The 22875-nt window shown below is 70.5% G+C and carries 13 protein-coding genes; 9 read left to right on the forward strand and 4 right to left on the reverse strand.

Going from position 1 to position 22875, the window contains the following annotated elements; genetic code table 11:
- Positions 1-189 precede the first annotated feature (189 nt).
- The 6 genes from ACWDAG_RS11190 to ACWDAG_RS11215 all read left to right on the forward strand — a co-directional run bounded on the left by ACWDAG_RS11190 (position 190) and on the right by ACWDAG_RS11215 (position 12949).
- Complete coding sequence (locus ACWDAG_RS11190) at positions 190-5403, forward strand: family 43 glycosylhydrolase (protein WP_450695319.1); 5214 nt, start codon at positions 190-192, stop codon at positions 5401-5403.
- Between the two features lie 125 nt (positions 5404-5528).
- Positions 5529-6854, forward strand: a complete 1326-nt coding sequence (locus ACWDAG_RS11195; RefSeq protein WP_450695320.1) for a S1 family peptidase — start codon at positions 5529-5531, stop codon at positions 6852-6854.
- Positions 6851-9199 (forward strand): tetratricopeptide repeat protein, encoded by a 2349-nt coding sequence (locus ACWDAG_RS11200; protein ID WP_450695321.1) that lies wholly within the window; start codon positions 6851-6853, stop codon positions 9197-9199. Before ACWDAG_RS11195 ends, ACWDAG_RS11200 begins: the two co-directional genes overlap by 4 nt.
- 65 nt (positions 9200-9264) lie before the next feature.
- Complete coding sequence (locus ACWDAG_RS11205; protein ID WP_450695322.1) at positions 9265-10659, forward strand: vWA domain-containing protein; 1395 nt, start codon at positions 9265-9267, stop codon at positions 10657-10659.
- Positions 10656-11684, forward strand: coding sequence for a hypothetical protein (locus tag ACWDAG_RS11210; RefSeq protein WP_450695323.1), 1029 nt, complete (start codon positions 10656-10658; stop codon positions 11682-11684). Before ACWDAG_RS11205 ends, ACWDAG_RS11210 begins: the two co-directional genes overlap by 4 nt.
- The gene (locus ACWDAG_RS11215) at positions 11681-12949 is read left to right on the forward strand and encodes a carbohydrate ABC transporter substrate-binding protein (protein WP_450695324.1); all 1269 of its coding nucleotides are present in this window, start codon (positions 11681-11683) and stop codon (positions 12947-12949) included. Before ACWDAG_RS11210 ends, ACWDAG_RS11215 begins: the two co-directional genes overlap by 4 nt.
- Positions 12950-13179: 230 nt before the next feature.
- Here the strand turns inward: ACWDAG_RS11215 and ACWDAG_RS11220 are convergent, their stop codons facing one another.
- Both ACWDAG_RS11220 and ACWDAG_RS11225 read right to left on the reverse strand, forming a co-directional pair.
- The gene (locus ACWDAG_RS11220) at positions 13180-14262 is read right to left on the reverse strand and encodes a sugar ABC transporter substrate-binding protein (RefSeq protein ID WP_450695325.1); all 1083 of its coding nucleotides are present in this window, start codon (positions 14260-14262) and stop codon (positions 13180-13182) included.
- The gene (locus ACWDAG_RS11225; protein WP_450695326.1) at positions 14259-16793 is read right to left on the reverse strand and encodes a SpoIIE family protein phosphatase; all 2535 of its coding nucleotides are present in this window, start codon (positions 16791-16793) and stop codon (positions 14259-14261) included. Before ACWDAG_RS11225 ends, ACWDAG_RS11220 begins: the two co-directional genes overlap by 4 nt.
- A 251-nt stretch (positions 16794-17044) precedes the next feature.
- Here ACWDAG_RS11225 and ACWDAG_RS11230 point away from each other — a divergent pair, with 251 nt between their 5' ends.
- The 3 genes from ACWDAG_RS11230 to ACWDAG_RS11240 are packed head-to-tail and all read left to right on the forward strand — an operon-like array spanning position 17045 to position 20225.
- Complete coding sequence (locus ACWDAG_RS11230) at positions 17045-18133, forward strand: substrate-binding domain-containing protein (RefSeq protein ID WP_450695327.1); 1089 nt, start codon at positions 17045-17047, stop codon at positions 18131-18133.
- A 38-nt stretch (positions 18134-18171) separates the two neighbouring features.
- Positions 18172-18951: an ATP-binding cassette domain-containing protein gene (locus tag ACWDAG_RS11235; protein ID WP_450695328.1), complete on the forward strand. Its 780-nt coding sequence runs from the start codon at positions 18172-18174 to the stop codon at positions 18949-18951.
- Positions 18952-18956: 5 nt separating this feature from the next.
- Positions 18957-20225, forward strand: a complete 1269-nt coding sequence (locus ACWDAG_RS11240) for a sugar ABC transporter permease (RefSeq protein WP_450695329.1) — start codon at positions 18957-18959, stop codon at positions 20223-20225.
- A 156-nt stretch (positions 20226-20381) separates the two neighbouring features.
- On the opposite strand, the gene ACWDAG_RS11245 is transcribed toward ACWDAG_RS11240, so the two are convergent.
- The gene (locus ACWDAG_RS11245; protein WP_450695330.1) at positions 20382-21164 is read right to left on the reverse strand and encodes a VOC family protein; all 783 of its coding nucleotides are present in this window, start codon (positions 21162-21164) and stop codon (positions 20382-20384) included.
- Positions 21165-21311: 147 nt separating this feature from the next.
- Complete coding sequence (locus tag ACWDAG_RS11250; RefSeq protein ID WP_450695331.1) at positions 21312-22850, reverse strand: CYTH and CHAD domain-containing protein; 1539 nt, start codon at positions 22848-22850, stop codon at positions 21312-21314.
- Between the last annotated feature and the right edge of the window lie 25 nt (positions 22851-22875).

Raw genomic sequence — 22875 nt, forward strand, 5'->3', positions numbered from 1 at the left:
TTCGTTCGACCTATCGCACATCGTTCGAAACCTCTTGACGCCCCACAGGACGCGGATTGAAACTCTCGCAACACGACGTCATCTCCACGTAACACCAGGTCCGCTGCGAACGCGCTGCCGACCCGCTCCCGCTTGCCCGCACCGCGCCTTTCCCCCCTCATCAGCCGTGTCTCAGCAGGGAATTCCGACATGACGCACAGCGCACGACTTCGCGGCCGCGCGAGACGGCTGGCGGGCCATCTCGCCGGACTGACCGCCGCCGCGATGCTCCTGACCCTCGCCGGTCCCGCCCTTCCCGCGCAGGCGGCTCAGCCGGCCGAAGCCTCGGGCCTCACCGACGGTCTGGCCCTGTGGTACAAACTCGACGGCGGATCCGGGACCACTGTGAGCGACGCCTCCGGCAACGGCCGCGACGGCACGGTGGGCGGCACCGCCGACTGGTCGGCGTCCGGGCAGGGGCTCGCCTTCAACGGGTCCGACACCTTCATCAAGGTGCCGGACGACGTCATGAAGGGCATGGACTCGATCACCGTCTCCCTGGACGTGCTCCTCGACTCCGCGCAGTCCACGCCCTACTTCCTCTACGGCTTCGGCAACTCCAGCGGCGGCAACGGCAACGGCTATCTGTTCACGACCGGCAACTCCCTGCGCACCTCGGTGGCGACCGGCAACTGGTCGACGGAACAGACCACGAAGCCGAACGACTCGCACAATCTCACCCGCGCGGTCTGGAAGCACCTCGCCTACACCCAGACCGGCACCACGGGCGTGCTCTACGAGGACGGCGTCGAGGTCGGCCGCAACACGTCGGTGACGATCACCCCCGGCGCGATCGGCTCCGGCACCACCACCGCCAACTACATAGGCAAGTCCCTGTACTCCGGCGACAAGCTCTTCAAGGGCCGCATCCGCGACTTCCGTGTCTACGACCGCGCACTGTCCGGCTCGGAGGTCCAGCAACTCGCCCTCCCCGTCGACACGCAGGGCGTCGCCGACGACAAGGCGACCCTGAGCCTCGGTGACACCAGCGCCGTCACCGCCGACCTGGACCTGCCGAAGACCGGTACGGCGGGCGGCTCCACGATCAGCTGGGCCAGCGACAACACCTCGGTCGTCTCGGACTCCGGCAAGGTGACCCGTCCGGCGGCCGGTTCACCGGACGGCCATGCCACGCTGACGGCGACCCTGAAGAAGGGCACGGTCACCGACACCCGAACCTTCGAGGTCACGGTCCTGCCCGACTTCGACGACGCCACCGCCACCCGGCGGGCCGCCGACGCGCTGAGCGTCCACAACCTCGACGACGCACGCGGCAACCTCACCCTCCCGACGAGCGGTTCGTACGGCACGCAGGTCGCCTGGTCCTCCGCGAACCCGGACGTCGTCTCCGCCGACGGTGTGGTCCACCGCCCCGCGCACGGCGACGGCGCCACCACCGTCGAGCTGACCGCCACCGTCACCAAGGGCGCGGCGACCGCCACCCGCACCTTCACCGCGCACGTGCCCGAACTGCCCGCCAAGGCGGCCCTCAAGGGCTATATGTTCAGCTACTTCACCGGCGAGGGCACCGCGGACGGGGAACAGATCTACAACGCCCTCAGCAAGGGCAACGACCCTCTGCACTGGCGGGAGTTGAACGACGGCAGGCCCGTCCTGACCTCCACGCTCGGTGAGAAGGGCCTGCGCGACCCGTTCATCATCCGCTCCCCCGAGGGCGACAAGTTCTACCAGATCGCCACCGACCTCAGGATCTACGGCAACGGCGACTGGGACGCCGCCCAGCGCACCGGCAGCAAGTCCATCATGATCTGGGAGTCCACCGACCTGGTGCACTGGACCGACCAGCGGCTGGTGAAGATCTCCCCCGACAGCGCGGGCAACACCTGGGCGCCGGAGGCGTTCTACGACGCGAAGCGCGGCGAGTACGTGGTCTTCTGGGCGTCGAAGCTGTACGACAACGCCGAGCACAGCGGCGACACGTACAACCGCATGATGTACGCCACCACCCGCGACTTCTACACGTTCAGCGAGCCCAAGGTGTGGATCGACCGCGGCTACTCGGTCATCGACTCCACGATGATCCAGCACGACGGGACGTACTACCGCCTGTCCAAGGACGAGCGGAACAACACCTCCTCCACCCCCAACAGCAAGTTCATCTTCGAGGAGAAGAGCGACTCGATCCTGGGCTCCTGGGACCCGGTCGCCGAGGGCATCGGCAAGGGCGCGATGAGCGCGGCCGAGGGCCCGCTGGTGTTCAAGTCCAACACCGAGGACAAGTGGTACGCCTTCCTCGACGAGTTCGGCGGCCGCGGCTACATCCCGTTCGAGACGACAGACCTGGCCTCCGGCAAGTGGACCCCGTCCACCGGCTACGACCTGCCGGCCAGGCCCCGCCACGGCACCGTCCTGCCTGTCACCCAGGCCGAGTACGACCGTCTGCTGCGCGCCTACCAGCCCGACCAACTGGTGGAGAGCGTCGAGGGCGTCAAGGTGAAGACGAAGACCGGTCAGGCGCCGGTCCTGCCGGCCACCGTGATCGCGAAGTACGCCGACGGCGTCGACCGGCCGGTCGCCGTGACCTGGGACGACGTCCCGGCGTCGGCCTACGCGCAGGACGGCACCTTCACCGTGACCGGCAGCCTGCCGGACGGCGCCGCGATCCCCGTCCAGGCCGAGGTCACGGTCTCGGAGGAGGGCGCCGACGTCCCGGCCGACCTGCTCCTGCACTACGACTTCGACGAGTCGGGCGGCAACATCGCCCGCGACTCCAGCGGGCACGGCTACCACGGCACCTACGTCCACACGCCCGACTTCGGCACGGGTGTGCAGGGCGGCTCGTTCAAGATGTCGGGCGACGCGTCGAGTTCGCCGTATGTGAAGATCCCGAACGGGGTGCTGAAGAACGCCGACAGCGTGACCGTGTCGACCTACGCCAAGTGGAAGGGCGGCAGCAGCTTCCAGTGGCTGTTCGGGCTCGGCCCCGACAGCAACAAGTACCTCTTCGCCACCCCCTCCAACGGCGGCTCCAGCCTCTACTCGGCGATCACGAAGGCCAGTTGGTCGGCGGAGTCGAAGCTGACGGCCGGATCGCAGCTCACACCTGGCAAGTGGCGGCACGTCACCGTCACCCTCGACGGCTCGACCGGCACGCTGGTCCTCTACGTCGACGGCATCGAGGCGGCCCGCACCACGACCACCGTCAAGCCGTCCGAGCTGTACGACGCGAACAAGGACTACAGCGGCTACATCGGCCGCTCCCTGTACTCGGCCGACCCGTACTTCGGCGGCGAGGTCGACGACTTCCGCATCTACGGCCGGGCGCTGTCGGCCGCGGAGGTCATGGAGCTCAGCGGCAACACGGCGGGCATCGCGAAGGCCACGCACCCCGGTCTGAAGGTCGACGCCATCGTCGACAACGCGGACAGCAGGATCACCCTGCCGATGAAGGAAGGCACCGATCTCACCGCGCTGGCACCGGAGTTCACCCTGGCCCACGGCGCGGCGATCAGTCCCGCCTCCGGCAGTGTCCAGGACTTCAGCAAACCGGTGACGTACGAGGTGACGGGCTCCGACGGCACCAAGCGCACCTGGACGGTCTCGGCGCTCGTCATGAAGAGCCCGGTGCTACCGGGGCTGAACGCCGACCCGAACATCGTCCGCTTCGGCGACACCTTCTACATGTATCCGACGACCGACGGCTTCGAGGGCTGGAGCGGTACGCGGTTCAAGGCGTACTCCTCTACCGACCTGGTCCACTGGAAGGACCACGGCGTCATCCTCGACCTCGGCCCGGACGTCTCCTGGGCGGACAGCAGGGCCTGGGCGCCGACCATCGCCGAGAAGGACGGGAAGTACTACTTCTACTTCTGCGCCGACGCGAACATCGGCGTCGCGGTCTCCGACTCGCCGACCGGCCCGTTCAAGGACGCGCTGGGCAAGCCCCTCCTCAAGGCGGGGGACTTCAGCGGCCAGATGATCGACCCCGCGGTCTTCACCGACGACGACGGCCAGTCGTATGTGTACTTCGGCAACGGCCATGCGTATGTCGTGCCGCTCGGCGCGGACATGACCTCCATCGACACCTCGAAGGTCAAGGACATCACCCCGAACGGCTACAACGAGGGCTCCTTCGTCATCAAGCGCAAGGGCACCTACTACTTCATGTGGTCGGAGAACGACACCCGGGACGAGAACTACCGGGTCGCCTACGCCACCGGCCCCTCCCCCACCGGCCCCTGGACCAAGCGGGGCGTGATCCTGTCGAAGGATCTCTCCCAGGGCATCAAGGGCACCGGCCACCACAGCGTCGTACACGTCCCGAACACCGACGACTGGTACATCGCCTACCACCGCTTCGCCATCCCCGGCGGAGACGGCACCCATCGTGAAACCACCATCGACAAGATGGAGTTCGACTCCGACGGCCTGATCGAGAAGGTCGTCCCGACGCTCACGAGCATCGACCCGGTCACCATCGTCCACGCGGGCCCGGACGCCACCGGCACCGAGGGCGACGCCATCCCGCTGGCCGGCACCGTCTCCGGAGCGGGCACGCCCAAGTGGACGGTGGAGAACGGCGCACCCTGCACGGTCACCGACCCCAACTCGACCCGCACCACGGTCACTTGCACCGACAACGGCACCTTCAAGCTCACCCTGACCGGCGGTCGCAGCACCGACACCACCACGGTCACGGTCTCCAACGCCGCCCCGTCGATCACCTCGGCGACAGGCCCGGCCACCCCGACTCCCGTGGGGAAAACGGTGGTTGTCACCGCTTCCTTCACCGATCCGGGCACGTCCGACAGCCACATCTGCACGATCGACTGGAAGGACGGCACCCGACCGGCACCGGGCCGGCTCACCGACTCCGGCGACGCCTGCCGGGCCGAGCACGTCTACGCCGCCGCGGGCATCCAACGCCCGGTGATCACCGCCTCGGACGACGACGGGGGCACGGACAGCACGACGCTCCCCGAGGTGATCGTCTACGACCGTGACGCCGGTCCGGCGTTCGGCGCCGGCACCATCACGTCACCGGTCGGCGCCTTCCCTGCCAGGTCCGCTCTGACCGGCAAGGCGGCGTTCACCTTCGGTGCCCGGTACCGGAAGGGGGCCACCACCCCCACCGGTGAGGCCGCGTTCGTCTTCGGGGCCGCCAAGCTCACCTTCCGCTCCACCGGCTCCGACTGGCTGGTGATCACCGGCTCCCGGGCCGTCTACCAGGGCTCCGGCACAGTCGACGGCAAGGGCGGCTACGGGTTCCGCATCACCGCCACCGACGGCCCGGACACGTACCGCATCAGGATCTGGAGGAAGTCCTCCGGCGACGTCGTCTACGACAACCGGGACGGCACGAGGACCAAGGGCACCGTCAGGATCGGAGACCACCGACACTAGGCACCGACCGACCCACCGGTTCCGGGTCTCCGATGTCAACCAGCGGCCGGATTCCTTTGATTGGCCGATCGAAGCTGGTCACAAGTCTAGGGACGCAGCATGCTCCGAGCGTAGTCTGAGACGCCATGGGGGAACTGCGTGCGGACTGGAGGCTCAGGCTGCGGCGCGAGGGCGCTCAGGGACCCATCTGTGGCGCCGGTGTGCTCGTCGATCAGCACACGGCGCTGACCTGCGCGCATGTGGTGGACCGCCCGGACGCCGTCATGTGGCTGGAGTTCGCGGAGAACAGCGACCTGGAACCGGTGGCCGCACGCGTCCTGCCCGGCGGCTGGCTGCCGGACCGCGGGAGCGGCGAGGACGTCGCCGTGCTGCGTCTGGACAGTCCCCGCCCGCGGGCGCGCCCCGCCCCACTGGAGCGCGCACTGTACGGCGGCATGGAGGTGCATGCGACCGGCTACGCGGTGGGCTTCGACGACGGCATGAGCCTGTGGGGCCGGATCAGCGGGGCCAGCGGCGATCTGGTGCAACTCGACGCCGTCACCAAGGCGGAGGTGGTCCGCCGGGGCTTCAGCGGCGCCGGCGTGTGCACCGGGCCGCGCGAAGGGCCTCCCGTGCGCGTGGTCGGCCTCGTCGTCAGCTGGCGCGGCGACATGAACGAGGTGCTGCCCGAGAAGAACCGGCTCGCCTTCTCCTATCTGATCCCCGTCGAGCGCATCGCCGAACTCTCGTCGCTCGTCGATGAGTTGAGCCGCCCGTCCGCATGGGACCGCGACTTCGAGGAGCGGTCGATACGGTGGTTCGAGGACCCGGACGAGGACCCGGTGAAGATCACTGTGGTGACCCCGGGCAGCGGCAAGGACCGCTCGCTGCGCCACCTGCTGCACCGCGCCGACGTCGTCCATCGCGGCGGCGCCAGCAGGCCGGACCTCGCCGACCACGCCCTGGACAGGATCACCGTCCCGACCGGCGAGTACCTGGCGTACTGGTACTGGCTGCTCGGCCGCAAGCCGCAGCCCGGGCGGGCGGCCGACCGCGCGCCCGTCCGCCCGGTCACGGTCCTCGTCGACGGCCTCGACGAAGAACCGGAGCCTGGCCCGCTGATCGAACTCCTCGTCCGATTACGGGTCCTCGGCGTCCGGCTGCTGCTCGTCTTCCGCCAAGAGGGCGGCACCGGCTGGAACGCGGCTCGCGACCGACTCCTGCGGCCCGCACTGCTCGCCCATGCGGACGCGCTGGTCACCCGTCTGCAGACCGAGGAGTTCGGCCGCGCCCTCCGCTGGGGTGTCGTCGACAGCGCCTCCCTCAGCCGCGCCACCGAGACTGCCGACCGGCGGCGCCACGAACTCCGCCTCATCGAAGGCCTCACGGAACCACAGCAGCAGCTGTCCCGGCTGCGCGGGCTGCTCAAGACCGTGCGTGCCGACCTTCGGCACCACGGAGGCCAGGGATGACGGCCTGCCCGCACCGGCGTTTCAACGGAGCCCCCTGCGGCGGCACCGTGCTGCCCACCGGCTACTGCTCCGACTGCGGCCGTGCCGAGGACGCCCCCGCACTGCCCGCGCTGCCCGAGAACCCGCAGGACCTGGGGCCCCGCGAGCTCCTCGCACTGCCCCAGCGCGTGCCACGGCCCCCCGAGGAACGCCTCATCGACCCGGAAGCACCGCTGCGCATCACCATGGCGTGCTCGTCCGCCGAATGCGGCATCACCTTCGCCCCGCCCTACACCGAGGGCCCGGTGCCGACCGAGGGGCACTGCCCGGTCTGCGGCAAGCCCTACTCGTACCGTCCCGAACTCGCCGAGGGCGCCACGCTGCGCGACCAGTACCGCATCATGGGGCCCATCGCGCACGGCGGCCAGGGCTGGGTCTACCTGGCCGAGGACACCCATCTCGGTGACGTCGTCGCCGTCAAGGGACTGCTCAACCGGTACGAGCACGACGGTGCCCGGCTCGCCGACGTGGAACGCCAGAACCTCGTCGCGATCCGCCACCCGCGCATCGTCCAGATCCGCGACTTCGTCGCCCGCAGCGACGCCGACGGCCAGGTCACCGGCGGCTACATCGTCATGGACGACGTCGGCGACGGCACCCTCGAGAAGCTCGTCGAGGAGACCCGGCGCGGTGAGACGGTCCTCGACATCGAGCATGTGGCCACGTACGGGTGCCAGATCCTGGAGGCCTTCGTCCATCTGCATGCCGGCCGCGAACGGGTCTTCGTGTACGGGGACATGAAGCCCTCGAACGTCGTGCACCACGAGGACGGCGTCAAGGTCATCGATCTCGGCGGCATGCGCGAACACGGCCAGAGCCTGCCCCCTGCCCATGTCACACCCCCGTACATGGCACCCGAGACCGCGTTCTCGCCGGGCCCCACCGTCGCCCACGACCTGCACACCGTCGGCGTCACCCTGCGGGAACTGGGCGGCTGGGCCGTCGACCAGGTGCCCGGTCTCGGCACCGCCTCCTTCTGGAAGGTCGTCGAGCGCGCCGTGCGGCCGGCCCCGGGCCAGCGGTTCGCCGACGCCCGGGAGATGGCCGGCCAACTGCGGGGCGCGCTGCGGGAGATCCGTGCGCTGCGCGGCAAGACCGACCCGCCCGAGCCCTCCGACTACTTCCGCCCGTCCCCACACCTGCTCGGTGCCCGCCTCGGCACGGTCCCGGGCATCGAGCACTGGCTGGAGCGCCCCCGCCGCTTCCGCTACGAACCGCCCGTGGCCCCCGCCCTCGACCTGGGCGCCCCCACCCCCGCCGAGATCGCCCGCTGTCTGCCCGTGCCGCGTCGTTATCCCGGCGATCCGCAGACCGCACGGTTCGAGGTGAGCAGCGGCTACGACCCGGGCCGACTCCTCGACCAGGAGGACGAGGAGCCGCGCTCGGTGGAGATCTGTCTGCACAACGTGCGCGTCCTGCTGGACCGGAACACGGAGGACGACCTGGAGCGGGCGCAACTGGAGCTCGACACCGCCGACTCCATCCCCGGGCCCTCGGCCGTGCGCCGGTGGCGGCTGGAGTGGCACCGCGCGCTGCTCGCACTGCGCAGCGCCGGTCTGCACGACGACCCGCGGCAGGTCGCCGAGGCCAGGACCCACTTCGCCCAGGTCCATCTCGAGCTGCCCGGCGAGTACGCGCCCAAACTGGCCCTCGCCTACTGCGGGGAGCGGCTCGGCGACGACCGGGCCGGGCCCACCGCCAAGGAACTGTACGAGGCCGTGTTCGCCCGCAACCCCGCGCACGGCGGCGCCGCCCTCGGCCTGGCCCGCCTCGCGCTGCGTGCGGGCGACCGCCGGGCGGCCCTCGACGTGCTCGGCCGGGTCCGCCCCGGCACCCTGGACCACACCGTCGCCCGGATCGCCTCCCTGCGCATCCGCGCCGCCCGGCTGCCAGGAGAGGGCGCCCCTCCCCCGGACTTCGTCCGGGGGGACCCCCATCTCGCTTCGCTCGCCGAGCCGACCGACATCGACGCGGCGCTGGCCGAACTGGCCGGTCTTGTGCACCAGACACCGGGCGCCGGTGAGCCGAGCCTGTCCGAGGACGAGGCGCTGCGCCTGAGCACCGAACTGCACGAATGGAAACTGGACGCCCTCCGCAGCCTCGGCGACCGTCCCGGCCCCGTGGAAGGGGACGCAGGACGGCTGTACGTCCGGAGCCTGAGACGCATGAGCGCGGCGGAACGCGAGCTGCGCAGACAGTTGGAGTCGCACTACCGGCAACTGGCCGCACGCAACCGGGAGTCGGCCGCCGCCCATGAGCACCTTGTGGACCTGCTGCACGCGATACGGCCGCAGACCGTGTTCTGACGGGCCGGCCGTACAGCGACGACAGCCCGAACGGCGACGAAGGGGAAGGAGCGGTGACGTACGGCATGAGCAGCCACACCCTGCCGCCGCAGCCGGAGATCCAGCTGCGCGTCGAGCTCGACGGGGACCTGCGCCCGCACCGCAGCGCGAAGATCGAAGCACATCTGCAGGTCGACGTGGCCGCCGACAGCGCTCCCGTCGACCTGCCCGCGGTGGAACTCGCCGTGATCATCGCGGTGGACGTCGCCGAGGCCAACCGGCCGACCGTACGGCACGCGCTGCCGGCCGCACTGCGCGCCCTGCCCGACGGCATCTCCTTCACCGTGCTGGGCAGCGGCCCCGAGCCGGTGCGGAGCTATCCGCGGGGCGATGCCGAGTGGGCCGTGGCCGACGACGCCCACAAGCGCCGGGCCGTCTTCGCCGCGGGCGCGCTCCCGCTGCACAAGGACGGTCCGCGGCCCGCCGGGTACGCCGTCTGGGCGGCCGGTGCACGTGCCCTGCTCACCGGCCGCCCGCTGTCCGTACGCCATCTGGTGCTGATCACCGACGGCAGCAGCGCCCCGGGCGAGACCCGGCTGGAGGAGGAACTGGCAGCCTGCGCCGGGCAGTTCACCTGCGATGTGTTCGCCGTGGGGACGGACTGGAACGCCGACCCGCTGCTGGCCCTCGCCGAGCGGCTGCACGGTACCGCCGAGTTCGTGAACGAGGGGCTCGGCGGGGCGATCACGGGCGCCATCGAGCGGCTGCGCCGGGTGCACACCCCGCAACTGCCGATCGAGGTGACCGTGCGGCCCTCCGTGCGCCAGGTCTCGCTCAGCGAGAAGGCTCCCAGGCCGCGCCGCCTGGGCGCACTGCCGCAGCCCGACCGGCCGCACCACTGGAGCTTCCCGACCTACCAGTGGCAGGAGCAGGGCAGGCGCGACTATCTGCTCACTCTCGTCGCCGACGCCGACGCCGACCCGCTGGAGACCGACCTGCAGTTCGCCATGGTCTCCATCGGCGATGTCCACGCGCCCGTCGTCGCCCGCTGGCACCGCCCCGGACCGGCACCGGCGCACGCCTCGGCGGGCGCCGACAGCGTGCGCTTCCTGACCGGCACCGCCGTCATGCGCAATGCCCTGCGGGAGGGGCTCGAAGCTCTCCAGAAAGGCCGACGGGAGGTCGCCGAACGCTGCTTGGGGCAGGCCGCAGGCATGGCTGAGAAGTTCGACGCGGACTGGGTGCTGGACGAGATCCGCGAAGTCGCCGACATCGAGGACGCCGGGGCTGGGCGGGTCCGGCTGCCGAACGCCGTCGACTCCGGTGCCCTCCGCCCGATGATCCTGCGCGCCGGGTCCTATCCCGGCGGAACCCTGACCGACACCGTCTTCCCGCGTCCGGGCCCGCGCTGCAGACACTGCTCCACCCCGGCCGGGAGCGAGGCCCGTTACTGCATCGTCTGCGGGAAGGAGCTGCTGTGACGGCCGGACTCGCCACCTCCCCTCGCGGCTACTCCCTTGCCGCCTTCTGGCGGGGGCGCCTGAGCCCCTGGCGGACCCGCCGGCTGCTCGAGGTGCACCTGCTGGCCCTCACGATGTGCGCGACGGTGGCGGTGGGCTCCCTGCTCCTCTCCTACCACCAGACCCAGCGCGGCGCCGAGGCGCTCTCGTCCCGGGAGGCGCCGGCCGTCCAGGGGCTTGCCGCCGCCCGGCTCGCGGTGTTGCGTGCCCAGTGGGAGACCGAAGTCCTGTTGCACAAGAACCTCATCCGCGTCGCGGGCTCCGGCGAGACCTACCGGTCCCAGCTCTCCGCCGCCGACCAGAGCCTGTCCCGGATCGCGGATCGGACGGACCAGGACCTCGGCACCGTCAACGGTCTGCTCGCGACCTACGGCAACTCCCTCAACCTCGGCACGTCCCTGTACCAGGACCAGTACTACATGCAGGAGCAGAAGCTGAGGGAGGCGAGGTCGCTGCTCACCCGCCCGGGCGTGGGACTCGTGCCCCGGCTGGACCGACTGCAGCAGGTCCAGATGGAGCACGCCGAAGCCACCGCCGCCATGGGGTGGGTGCAGCGCAGCGGCTGGTGGGTCGCCGAACTCGCCCTGGCAGCCCTGGCGTTGACCTTGATGTCCGCGCTGTTCGTGCTGCGCGACCGCTGCGGCCGAGACTGGAATCCGTACCTGCTCGCAGGCTTCGTGCTCACGGTGCTGCTCGCGGTCGTCCCGCTGCTGACGACCTCCGCCACCGAGGACGATCTCGACAACGCGTTCAGCGACCTGCAGACGATCACCGGGGTCTCCCGTCACAACAGCCGCGGCGACGAGCTGGACGGCGTGCAGCAAACGGTCACGGAGAAGTCCGAGTCGGTCCGGCGGGAACTGGCCGATGACGCCTGGACGGACAGGGTGTACCGGGGCACCCTGATCGGCGGACTGCTGGTCGTCCTCCTGCCCGCGACAGGTCTCGTGCTCCGGCTCGACAGCGACTACTGGAGGCGACGGTGACCCGGCGGTTCAAGGTGCTGGTGTTCGTCGTGGTACTGCTGCTGACCGCTGCCACCGGCATCGTGGTGGTGTGGGCGGAACAGGACGACCAGCAGCCGGTGACCATCCTCGGGACGTGGACCGGCACCCAGGAGAAGCAGTTCAAGGAGGTGCTGCAGAGTCTCGGCATTCCCTTCCGCTATCAGGGCACCGCGGCCCAGCGCGAGGTGCTGCTCTCCAAGGTGCAGTCGGGGGAACCCCCGGACATCGTGATCATGCCGGGTATCGGTGAACTCGCCGAGTACGCGGACCAGCACCGCCTCAAGCGGCTCAACGACCTCTACGACCCTCGGCAATACGGCGAGCCGTGGAGTGCGGCGAGCGGCACCTCCCGAGACGTGTACTGGGTTCCGGTCAAGGCGGACCTGAAGAGCATCGTCTGGTACCGACAGGGCCACCGGCCCGCCGACCACCCGGCGCCGCTGAAGAGTTGGTGCGTCGGCATGGGGGACGACGGCGCCTCCGGCTGGCCCGGCACCGACTGGATCGAGGACCTGGTGCTGCAGCGGGAGGGCCCGGGCATCTACGGAAAGTGGGCGCTGGGCAGGAACAGGAAGGAAAAGTGGTGGACCAGTGCTGCGGTGCGCAACGCCTGGGAGGCATGGGCCCGCCCGTTCCAGAAGGACAGGGCGGCGGCCGCGCAGGCCCTGCTCACCGATCACCGCGGCGCCCCGCGCCGCCATGGGCTGCTGTTCGGTGGCCGGCGCGGATGCACCCTGGAGCACCAGGGCTCCTTCGCCCGCTCCTTCTACGGAGAGACCGACGCGAAGCGCGCGGAGCTGATGGACTCCGCTCCGCTGCTGCCAGGGGGCCCGGATCAGGTCCGGGGCCATGAGGTGACCGGTGACTTCGCCGCCCTGTTCAGCGACCGCCGCCAGGCCAAGGATCTGATCGAGCGGCTGGCCTCCAAGGAGGGCCAGCAGCAATGGGCCGAGGTGGCGCACGTCTTCTCGGCCAATCGCCAGGTACACCCCCAGGGCGGTCAGGTCGAGGACGAGATCGCGAAACGGCTCACCGGTCACGGCCCGCGCTGTCTGGACGCCTCCGACGTCATGGCCCCCGCCGTGCGGGACGCCTTCTACGAAGCCGTCCTGCTGACCCTGGCAAGGGCCGCAGCCCCCGACCAGGACCCCGACATCCCGGGCCTCCTCAAGGGCATACAGGCGGTGCAGGACGCACAGCCCGGCACGGCTGCGGCACCGAGGACGGTCTGCAGCACACGGTGAGCGGTCACGCTCTGCTCGGCCGATGGGCGCCGCAGTGGCCGCCGCGCTCCCGGCGGCCATGCTCACCACGCCGACGAGCGCCTCCGCCGCGGGCTCGCTCAGCATGCGTGGCGCGGACGTCTCGACGGCCCAGCGGGCACTCGACCTGGGCGCCGAGTACTACGGTGCAGATCGGCAACGAGATCAACGTCGGCATGACGCCCTGACCGTGCCCGCCCCTTTGACGGCGACTACCGCCCGAGTCCGGCTTTCTGGCAGGCGGCCCGGAGCGCGCGGGTGCAGATCTCGTCGATGGTGTACACGCCGTCCTTGACGAGGGTCTGCTCGATGGTGTGGACGGTGACGGCCCTAGGGGTGAGCAGCACGGCCGGGATACGGCTGGTGGTGGGGCTGTCGGTCGTCGTGGTGGCGACGTTGCGGGGATCCTCGCCACGCCCCAGCGCGACGGCCATGGCGGCGGCCGCGTCCGCCTCCGCCCGGAACGGTTTGTACACCGTCATGTACTGCTCGCCCACGACGATGCGCCGGACGGCGTCGAGGTCGGCGTCCTGACCGGTGACCGGGGGAAGCCGCCCGACGCCCGCGCGCTTGAGTGCGGAGATGGCACCGGCGGCGATCGCGTCGTTGGCCGCCAGGACCCCGCCGATCCGGTCCGGGCCCAGGGCCGCGACGGCGGCGGACATCTGGGCGTGGGCGTCGTCCGTGCTCCAGCCCTGGATGGCGTACGACCTGCCGATGCGGACCTTGCCCGCCAGGACGGACAGGGCGCCCTTTCTGAACCAGGCCGCGTTGGGGCTGGTGGGATCGCCGTTCAGCATGACGACCTGCCTGCTCCTCGCCCGGCCGTCCATGGCCTTCAGCAGCGCCTCGCCCTGGAGCCTGCCGACCTGGGCTCCGTCGAAGCTGACGTAGCCCGAGACCGGGCCCTCCGCCAGCCGGTCGTAGGCGACGACCGCTACGTCCGCCCGGCGGGCCTCGACGATGGAGGAGCGGAGCGCCCTCGCGTCGGCGGCGTCGAGGATCAGGACCTTGACCCCCTTGGTGATCATGGAGGTCAGCTGTTGGCGCTGTCGGTCCGCGTCGTTCTCGGCGTTGGCGTACTCCGTGGTGCAGCGCGGACACAGCTCCTTCAGCCGCTTCTCGATCAGCGGTCTGTCGGAGTGCTCCCAGCGGGGGACCGAACGGCTCGGGAGCAGCAGGCCCACGGTGAAGCTGTCGGATCCCGCCGTGCCGTCTCCTCCGCAGGCGGCCTGGGACATCGTCATGAGTCCCGCGACGACGGCGGCGACGACATGCCACATGCGGGTTCTCACCGCCGGCTCCCTTGTTCCGTTCCCGGCCCAGAGGCGGTGGGCGCCGGTGCTCGCCCCGGAAGGGCGATCTCGCTCCACACCTGTTTGCCACCGGCCACCGGCATCGAGCCGAACATCTCCGACATCGCCTCGACCAGGAGCAGGCCCCGGCCGCCGGTCGACTCCCAGTCCACGATCACCGGCTTGGCGGGGGCACGGGGCGAGGAGTCGCCCACGCAGACCCTCACCCGGTCTCCCCGGAGCATGAGGTCGAGACGGACCGGACCCTGTGTGTGCACCAGGGCGTTGGTGACGAGTTCGGACACGACCAGCAGGACCGCGTCGGCCACGTCCTCGGCCTGCCAGCTGCGCAGTGTGCGGGCGGTGAAGCGGCGGGCGTGCATGACGGCGTCGGGCAGCCGCCACACCACCCAGCCGGCCCTGATCGGCCGGGTCCCCATGCCGTCGTAGCGCAGCAGCAGCACCGCGACGTCGTCCTCGCGGCGGCCGACGTCGCCGAGCAGTTGGTCGGCCATGCGCCCCAGATCCGCCGGGTCGGCCGCGGCGAGCGCGCCGCGTGTCTGGCGCATGCCCTCGTCGAGGGGCAGGCCGGCGGCCTCGACCAGGCCGTCGGTGACCAGGGCGAGGACCGTGCCGGGGGCCAGCTCGACCGAGGTCATCGGGAACTCCGCCTCCTCGAGAATGCCCAGCGGGAGTCCCCCCTCGACCTCGATCTCCTCGGTGCTGCCGTCGGGATGGCGCACCAGAGGGGCGAGGTGCCCGGCCCGGACGAAGAGGGTGTTGCCCTGCTCCAGGTCCAGTTCGGCGTAGCAGCAGGTGGCGAAGAGGTCGGTCTCCATGCCGACGAGCAGGCGGTTGGCGTGGGAGACGACCACGTCGGGCGGGTGGCCCTCCACCGCGTAGGCCCTGACGGCCGTACGCATCTGGCCCATGATGGTCGCGGCTCCGGCACTGTGCCCCTGGACATCGCCTATGACCAGGGCCACCCGGTCCTCGGACAGGGCGATGACGTCGTACCAGTCGCCGCCCACCTGCAGGCCCCGTCTGGCGGGCAGATACCGGGCCACGGCCGTCCCGCCGGGCAGCTCGGGGAGGCGACGGGGCAGCAGGCTGCGCTGCAGCATCGTCGCGAGTTCCTGCTCGGCGTCGTGCTCGTGCGCCCGTTTGAGGGCCTGTCCGACCAGCGCCGCGGTGGCGGTCAGCAGGGACCGTTCGTCGGGGGCGAACTCGTGCGGCTGGTCCCAGCCGACCAGGCAGAGGCCGGCGACGCGGCCCTTGGCGGGCAGCGGCAGGACGGCCAGGCCTCCGTCGCCGATGCCCGCGAGGTTCGGTTCGAAGGCCGTACCGGCCGGCCACAGGTCCAATCGCCCGTCGCGCAGGGCCAGTTGAAGGGTGGGCAGGGCGCTGACCGGTGCGTCCGGCCACTCGGTACGCCACTCGGCGCGCCAGCCCTCGGGCCAGTCGGCAGGCTGCGGCGGATCGAGCACGGTGACCATGAGCCGGTCGCCCTGCAGCTCCGCAAGGGCCACCCGATCGGCTCCCAGCGGCTCCCGCAGCGCGGTGACCACGACACGGCTGACGTCACGGACGGTGGTGGCGTCGTCGAGGGCGGCGGTCAGCCACTGGATCCTGGAGACGTCGTCGGGGCCGCGGCGCAGCACGGAGGTCGCCGTCACCACGCCCAGCACCTGCTCGGGCCGGTCGTCGGTGCCCGCCACCACCCGGCAGCTCAGGCTCAGCCAGCGCATCTCCCCCGTCGGGCCGCGCACCCGGAACTCCAGCTCCCGCCGGCCGAACGCCTGCGGAGCAGGTTCGAGGACCGACACCAGCGCATGCATGTCCTCGGGCAGGGCGTGCGCCAGTAGGGTGTCCGCCTTGCCGTCGAAGTCGGCCGGCGTGATACCGAGCAGTTCGAGCAGGGTGTCGTCCGCCTCGATCAGGCCGGTGTCGGGCACCAGCACGAACGAGCCGACGCGCAGACTCTGCAGGGCGGGACCGAGCAGCGGCGACGGCGGGGACCGGCCGGCGGCGACCAGCAGAAGACCGGCGACGGCATCGGCGTACCGCTCCAGGAAGCGGCGCTGCTCGTCCTCGAAGCCGTCCGCACAGGCCCCCACGACGACGAGGCAGCCGAGCCGGCTGCCGTCCGCCTCCAGCGGCAGGGCGCCGAGCGAGGCCTCCGTGTGCGGCGGAGTGGGAGCGCCCTCGGGGTATGCGGCCAGTTCCGCGGGGGTGAGCCACAGCGGGCGGTCGGTGCGGAAGGCGTGCGCGGCGGGTGAGCTCCCCGACAGGGGCAGACGCTCGGGCAGCCGGTAGTCGGAAACGGCCCAGCGGGCGGTCTCCGCCAGTCGCATCTCGTCCTTGTCGCCGGCGGGCACGTAGACCGCTGCCACGGCCGCTCCGGCGAAGGTCAGAGCCCGCTCGCCCACTGCCGCCTCGGGCACCGCGGGCAGGCCGCCCGCGTCCGCGGTATCGGCTCCGGATGCCCGCAGCTGAGAGACTCCGGCCCGGGCACCGCCGTCTTCAGGCATGTCCGCAACCTACCTCCCGTCCGTGCCGCGGATGCGGCTGAGATCGGGCGTCCCCACAACAGAATCGCATATTGGAGCAAACCGCTACTGCATTCGCAGATCGCCGTAGCCGGTGCCACACTGACGGCATGGTCGTCTTGCCGCTCACGTGAGAGGGCCAGGTGTCGCCGCGTGCGGGCAGCGACCAGTGTCCTTCTGGCTCTCCATGCCGGCGTGACCACCCGACCCGTGCTCGGAGGGAGGTCTCGCACATGAAGGCCTGCATACGGGGCGCGGCCGTCGTCATGACCGCGGTCTCGACGGCCGTTGCCGTACCGGCCTGCGGGTCGGGCACCGGAAGCGACTCCGACGGGGGGAACACACCGAAGATCGCCCTGCTGCTGCCGGATGCCACCACGGCCCGCTGGGAGACACAGGACAGGCCCTTGCTCGAGAAGAACATCATGGAGCTGTGCCGGAGCTGCACGATCGAGTACGCCAATGCCAAGGGCGATGTGGCGTTCCAGCAGGAGCAGATGGACTCGATGATCACCAAGGGCGTCGATGCGATCGTTCTCGTGGCGGTGGACGCCAGATCCCTTCGCCCCTCGGTGCAGGACGCGGCTCAGGCGCACATCCCGGTGATCGCCTACGACCGGCTCGCGCAGGGCCCGATCTCGGGCTACGTCTCCTTCGACGGCGAGGAGGTCGGCAGGCTCCAGGGCAGGGCGCTGCTGAAGGCCATGGGCGACCACGGCCGCACGCCCCAGATCGTCATGATGAACGGCGATCCCAGCGACCCCAATACAGGGTCGTTCAAGAGGGGCGCGTTGTCCGTGCTCACGGGGAGAGTGAAGATCGGCAAGGCGTACGACACGCTGCAGTGGCGGCCGGAGATCGCGAACACGAACATGTCCGGCGCCATCGCCGCCCTGGGCGTGGCCAACATCCAGGGGGTCTACTCCGCCAACGACGGCCTCGCCGCCGGCAGCATCGCCGCGCTCAAGGCGAACAAGGTCGAGCCGTTGCCCCCGGTCACCGGCCAGGACGCCGAACTCGGGGCGGTGCAGCGCATCGTCGCCGGCGATCAGTACATGACCGTCTACAAGCCCTTCGGCCCCGAGGCCTCCGCCGGGGCCGCCATGGCCGTGGCCGCGGCGCGCCGGAGCGCCCTCGATCAGGTCGGCAAGGACAAGGTCACGACCCGAGGCGGGAAGACCGTCCCGGCCGTCCTGCTCACCCCCGTGTCCGTGACCGTCGCCAACATCAAGAACACCTTGGTCAAGGACGGCTTCTACACCGTCCGGCAGATCTGCGTCCCCCGACTCGAGGCCGCCTGCAGCAGGTCCGGACTGACCTGACCAACCGGCTTCGACCGAGTCCGAGCCCCGGGAAGGAGATGGTCCGAGTGCCGGATTCCCCCTTGCTGGCGTTGCACGGCGTATGCAAACGCTTCGGTGCCGTCGAGGTCCTCAAAGACGTCGAGCTGGAGATCCGTGCCGGCCAGGTGGTCGCCCTGCTCGGCGACAACGGGGCCGGCAAGTCCACCCTCGTCAAGGTGATCTCCGGCGTCGCCCCCGCGGACAAGGGCGTCATCGAGTGGGAGGGCCGCACGGTGCACATCAGGCGCCCGCACGACGCCCGGGACCTCGGCATCGCCACCGTCTACCAGGATCTCTCGCTGTGCGGGAACCTCGACGTCGTCGGCAATCTCTTCCTCGGCCGGGAGATCCGCCGGTTCGGGTTCCTCGACGAGATGGAGATGGAGAGCCGCACCATCGAGCTGCTCAAACGCCTCACCAGGACCGTCCCCGAACTGCGTGCCCCGGTGGTCTCCCTGTCCAGCGGTCAGCGCCAGACGGTCGCCATCGCACGATCGCTCCTCGGCGACCCCCGCGTCCTCCTCCTGGACGAACCGACCGCTGCGCTGGGCTTCGAGCAGACCACCGAGGTCCTGGACCTCGTCGACGCGCTGCGCGACCGCGGCATGGGAGTGCTGCTCATCAGCCACAACATGGGGGACGTGAAGGCACTCGCGGACCGCGCCGCCGTGCTGCGGCTCGGCCGCAACAACGGCTTCTTCAACGTGAACACCGCGTCCCAGGAACAGATCATCTCCTCCATCACCGGTGCCACGGAGAACGTGCCCCGCCGGCCGGCCACACACGAGGCGTGGTGAAAGGGATGCCCCGCATGACCGACAATACGCGGGCCGAAGAGGCCACAGCCGCCGAGGCCCGCGGGCCGCACGGCCGGGAGACCGTCGCGCTCGCCCTCAAGGACGGGGCCGACTTCCTGCGGCGCAGGTTCCGCGCCGGCGAACTGGGCTCGCTGCCCGTGGTCCTCGTTCTGGCCACGGTCTGGATCATCTTCCAGTCCCTCAACGACAACTTCCTCTCCCCGCGGAACCTGTCGAATCTCAGCGTGGACATCGTCGGCACCGGCCTGATCGCGGTAGGCATCGTGTTCGTGCTGCTGCTGGGTGAACTCGACTTGTCGGTGGGCTCGATCAGCGGCTTCGCCGCGGCCATCTTCGCCGTGCTGAACGTGAACAACGGCGTGCCCGAATGGATCGCCCTCGTCCTCGCGGTGCTGGCGGGCACTGCGGCGGGAGCCCTCCAGGGCTTCTCCTGCGCCAAGACCCGGGTACCGGCCTTCGTCGTCACGCTGGCGGGGCTGCTCACCTGGAACGGTCTGATGCTCTACGTCCTCGGCACCAGCGGCACGGTCAACCTCGACGAGAACGGGCTGGTCGCCGACTTGACCAGCTACTACTTCACCAACGACGCCGTCGCTTACGCCCTGGCGGCGCTCTGCGCGGGCCTCGTCTTCCTGATCTCGTACCTGGACCGGCGCCGCCGCATGGCCGCCGGCATGCCGCACCGCTCACTGCGGGACATCGTGGTGCGCGCGGGAGGACTCGCGGTGGTCGCGTTCACCACGGCGTATCTGCTCAACCGGTTCCAGGGGCTGCCGCTCGCCCTGCTGATCTTCCTCGTGGTGGTGGCCGGCCTCGACATCGTCCTGCGCCACACCCACTACGGACGGCAGGTCTACGCACTGGGCGGCGGCGTCGAGGCGGCCCGTCGCGCCAGCCTCAATGTGACGGGCATCCAGACCGCGGTGCTCGCGGTCTCCGGGACGATGGCCGCGGTCGGCGGCCTGTTCCTCGCCTCTCGCATCACCTCGGTCAGCCAGAGCTCGGGATCGGGCGTCCTGCTGCTCAACGCCATCGCGGCAGCCGTCATCGGCGGCACCAGTCTGTTCGGCGGACGCGGTACGACCTGGTCCGCGGTGCTCGGCATGCTGGTCATCCAGTCGATCGCCTCCGGCATGGCGATCACGGACACCCCCACGGCCATCCAGTTCGTCATCACGGGCGGGGTGCTCTTCGCCGCGGTGGTCATCGATGCACTGTCGCGACGCTCGCAGGAGGCGCACGGGCGGGCCTGACACATCTGTCTTCTTGCCGATACATCCTGACAAACCCATTGACACTAGGTGCGGCGCTCCCGCTCTCCCCGACCACCTGGGGGGGCAACGGCCGGCCCGGTGACCAGAGTGCGCGCGATGGACGAGATCCGCCGGCAGTGCACGCTTGAGGAGCTGTCACCCTTGTCGCGGGTTCGGCTTCAGCACCGCGAACACCGCCTGGCCCGGGTCGGTCAGCCAGGCGATCCGGCCGACGTCCGGCACATCCGAGGCAGGCATGAGCACCGACCCGCCGTTCTCCTGCACCTTCGTCACGATGACATCGGCGTCGGCCACCGCGAAATACGGCACCCAGCGCGTCTCCTCGCCTTCGCCTTGGAGGGGGGCGGCACCGCCGAAGGAGCCCTCCTGCTGGTCGCCGTCCTTGATGCTGAGCACCCGGTACGTCATCCCTGGTGCCTGCATCTCCTGGGAACGCCAGCCGAACAGACCGGCGTAGAAACGGATCGCCGCCTCCGGGTCGCCGACGTGCAGTTCCACCCACACCAGCGTGTTGTCCTCCGAGGCCTTCTCCAGGCCCTTCGTCCTCGCGGGCTGCCACACGGCGAACTGCGCGCCCTGGGGATCGGTGAACTGGCCCATCCAGCCCTCACCCATGACGTCCATGGGTTCGGTGCGTACGGCGCCTCCGCCGGCGACCACGTCGCGGGCGGTGGCCTGGATGTCGTCGCTCTGGAAGTACGTCGTCCAGGCCGAACCGGCGCCCTCCTCGCTCAGCGGCCCGAGGGCGCCGACGGTCTTCCCGTCCTTCTGGAAGAACCCGTACCCGCCCGCGTCGGGCCCGGCGGACACGAACTGCCACCCGAAGACGGCACCGTAGAAGTCGGCGGCCGCGTCCGTGTCGGGGCTACCGAGGTCGATCCAGTTGGGTGATCCGGTGCGGAAGTCGGTGCCGAGCATGCGTTTTCCTCCTACGAAGTCCGGTGTCGAGACTCCGCCACGATGCCCTGCCGACTTGGACGGGGCTCGGTGCACCGGCCCGAATGCCCAGGTGGTTTCACCCGCGCGGGCGGCCCGCATCCCGCCGCACCCCGGCGCGGGGCGGCATCAGGGGGTGAGCGCCTTGCGCAGGCCGGGCTTCGACGCGTCGGCCCATGCGGTCGGCAGTTCCCGTTCGCGCTCTGTGGCCACGGCCTGCTCCTGGCCGTAGAGCAGGCCCCAGGTGAACCCGGGCTCCCCTGCGGCGTGCGCCGCCAGGGCCAGCTTCCGCAGGGCGTCCCGGGCCACGACGCTGTCCTGATGGTCCCCGAGCACCTTCTGCACGGCCTTCACGCGTTTGCCGAGCCGCTTCGCGGGCTTGCCGAGCGAGGCCCGCGCCGGTTCGGTGGCGTAGCGCGTCTTCTTGGCCGACTTGCGGGCCTCGTGGAGGGCCACGTCGCGTTCCGTTCCGGGAGAGAGCTCCAGCGCGTGGGCCACCCGGCCGACCAGCCGGTCGTACTCCTTGAAGATCGCCTCGGCCATCACCTGGTCCGGTTCGCGGGCAGCCTTGCGACGCAGCGGCGGCCGGCCGGTGAGAGCGGCGAGGGAGTCCAGCAGGGTCAGGTAGCGCGGTGCGTGCAGGGCATCGAGGGTGCGTCGACGCGCCTCGTCGGTGTTGGCGACGTTCCAGGCCTTCAACCGGGCTGCGACCGGCCCGAGGACCAGCTCTCCGGGCAACTCCTCGATGCGCGCACCGAGCCGTTCCATGAGGACCTCCTGGTCGCGTTCCGCGCCGAGTTCGCCGCCCAGCCACTTGAGGTCGTCGCGGATCGGATCGGTGATCTCACGGTCCAGCACCGACCGGTGGGAGCGCAGGATGCTGCGCAGCCGACGGCAGGCGACACGCATCTGGTGCACAGAGTCGGGCACGTCACGGCGGACCGCGGGATCGAGGCGCACCAGGGTCTGGACCTGCTCGTCCACGTACCTGAGGAGGTCGTCGCCCGCGGAGCCGGGTACGACGATCTCGGCACGCCGGTCCGGCAGTCGCGGGCCGCCCACTCCTGTCTGCTCCAGGGCCCGGGCCAGCTTGGACGGATTGGCCGCGCGGTCGATGCCGTTCTTGTGCAGCGTCTTGTCCACGGCGTCCAGCAGCGAGAGTTCGGTGTCCTCGGCGAGTTCGACCTCCATCTCGGTCCAGGCGGCCAGTGTGGTCGTGCCGCGAAGGGATTCTGCACGGACCTGGTCGACGGTCAGCTCGGCGAGGACCGCGCCCTCCGAGTCGACGAGGTGCCGTGTACGGCGGCTGGAGCGGATACGGACGACGGGCGTCAGCTCTGCTCCTCGGGTACGGGAAAGGGCCAGGTCACGCAGGGTGTCCGGGACCGTCTCGGACAGCGGGGCCTGCACCTCCTCCCGGCTGTCCTGCGACAGGGGCAGCTTCAGGTGCCAGCCCGCGTCGGGGCCGCCCGTCCTGCGCCGGAGCGTGGCGGACGCGCCGGCCAGCCGCAGGTCTTCTGTGTCGTGGTACACGGCGTCCAGCTCGTCCGTGCCCTGTTCCACGACCGACACGATGCCGTCCACGCCGGTGAGCTCGGGGAGCCACGAGGTGTCATCGGCCGACGGAGCATCGTACTTTCGCTCTGTCTCACGCTTCGACTGGGTCATACCGGTCGCGTACACGCCTCAGCAC

The organism is Streptomyces sp. NPDC001157, from assembly GCF_053598255.1.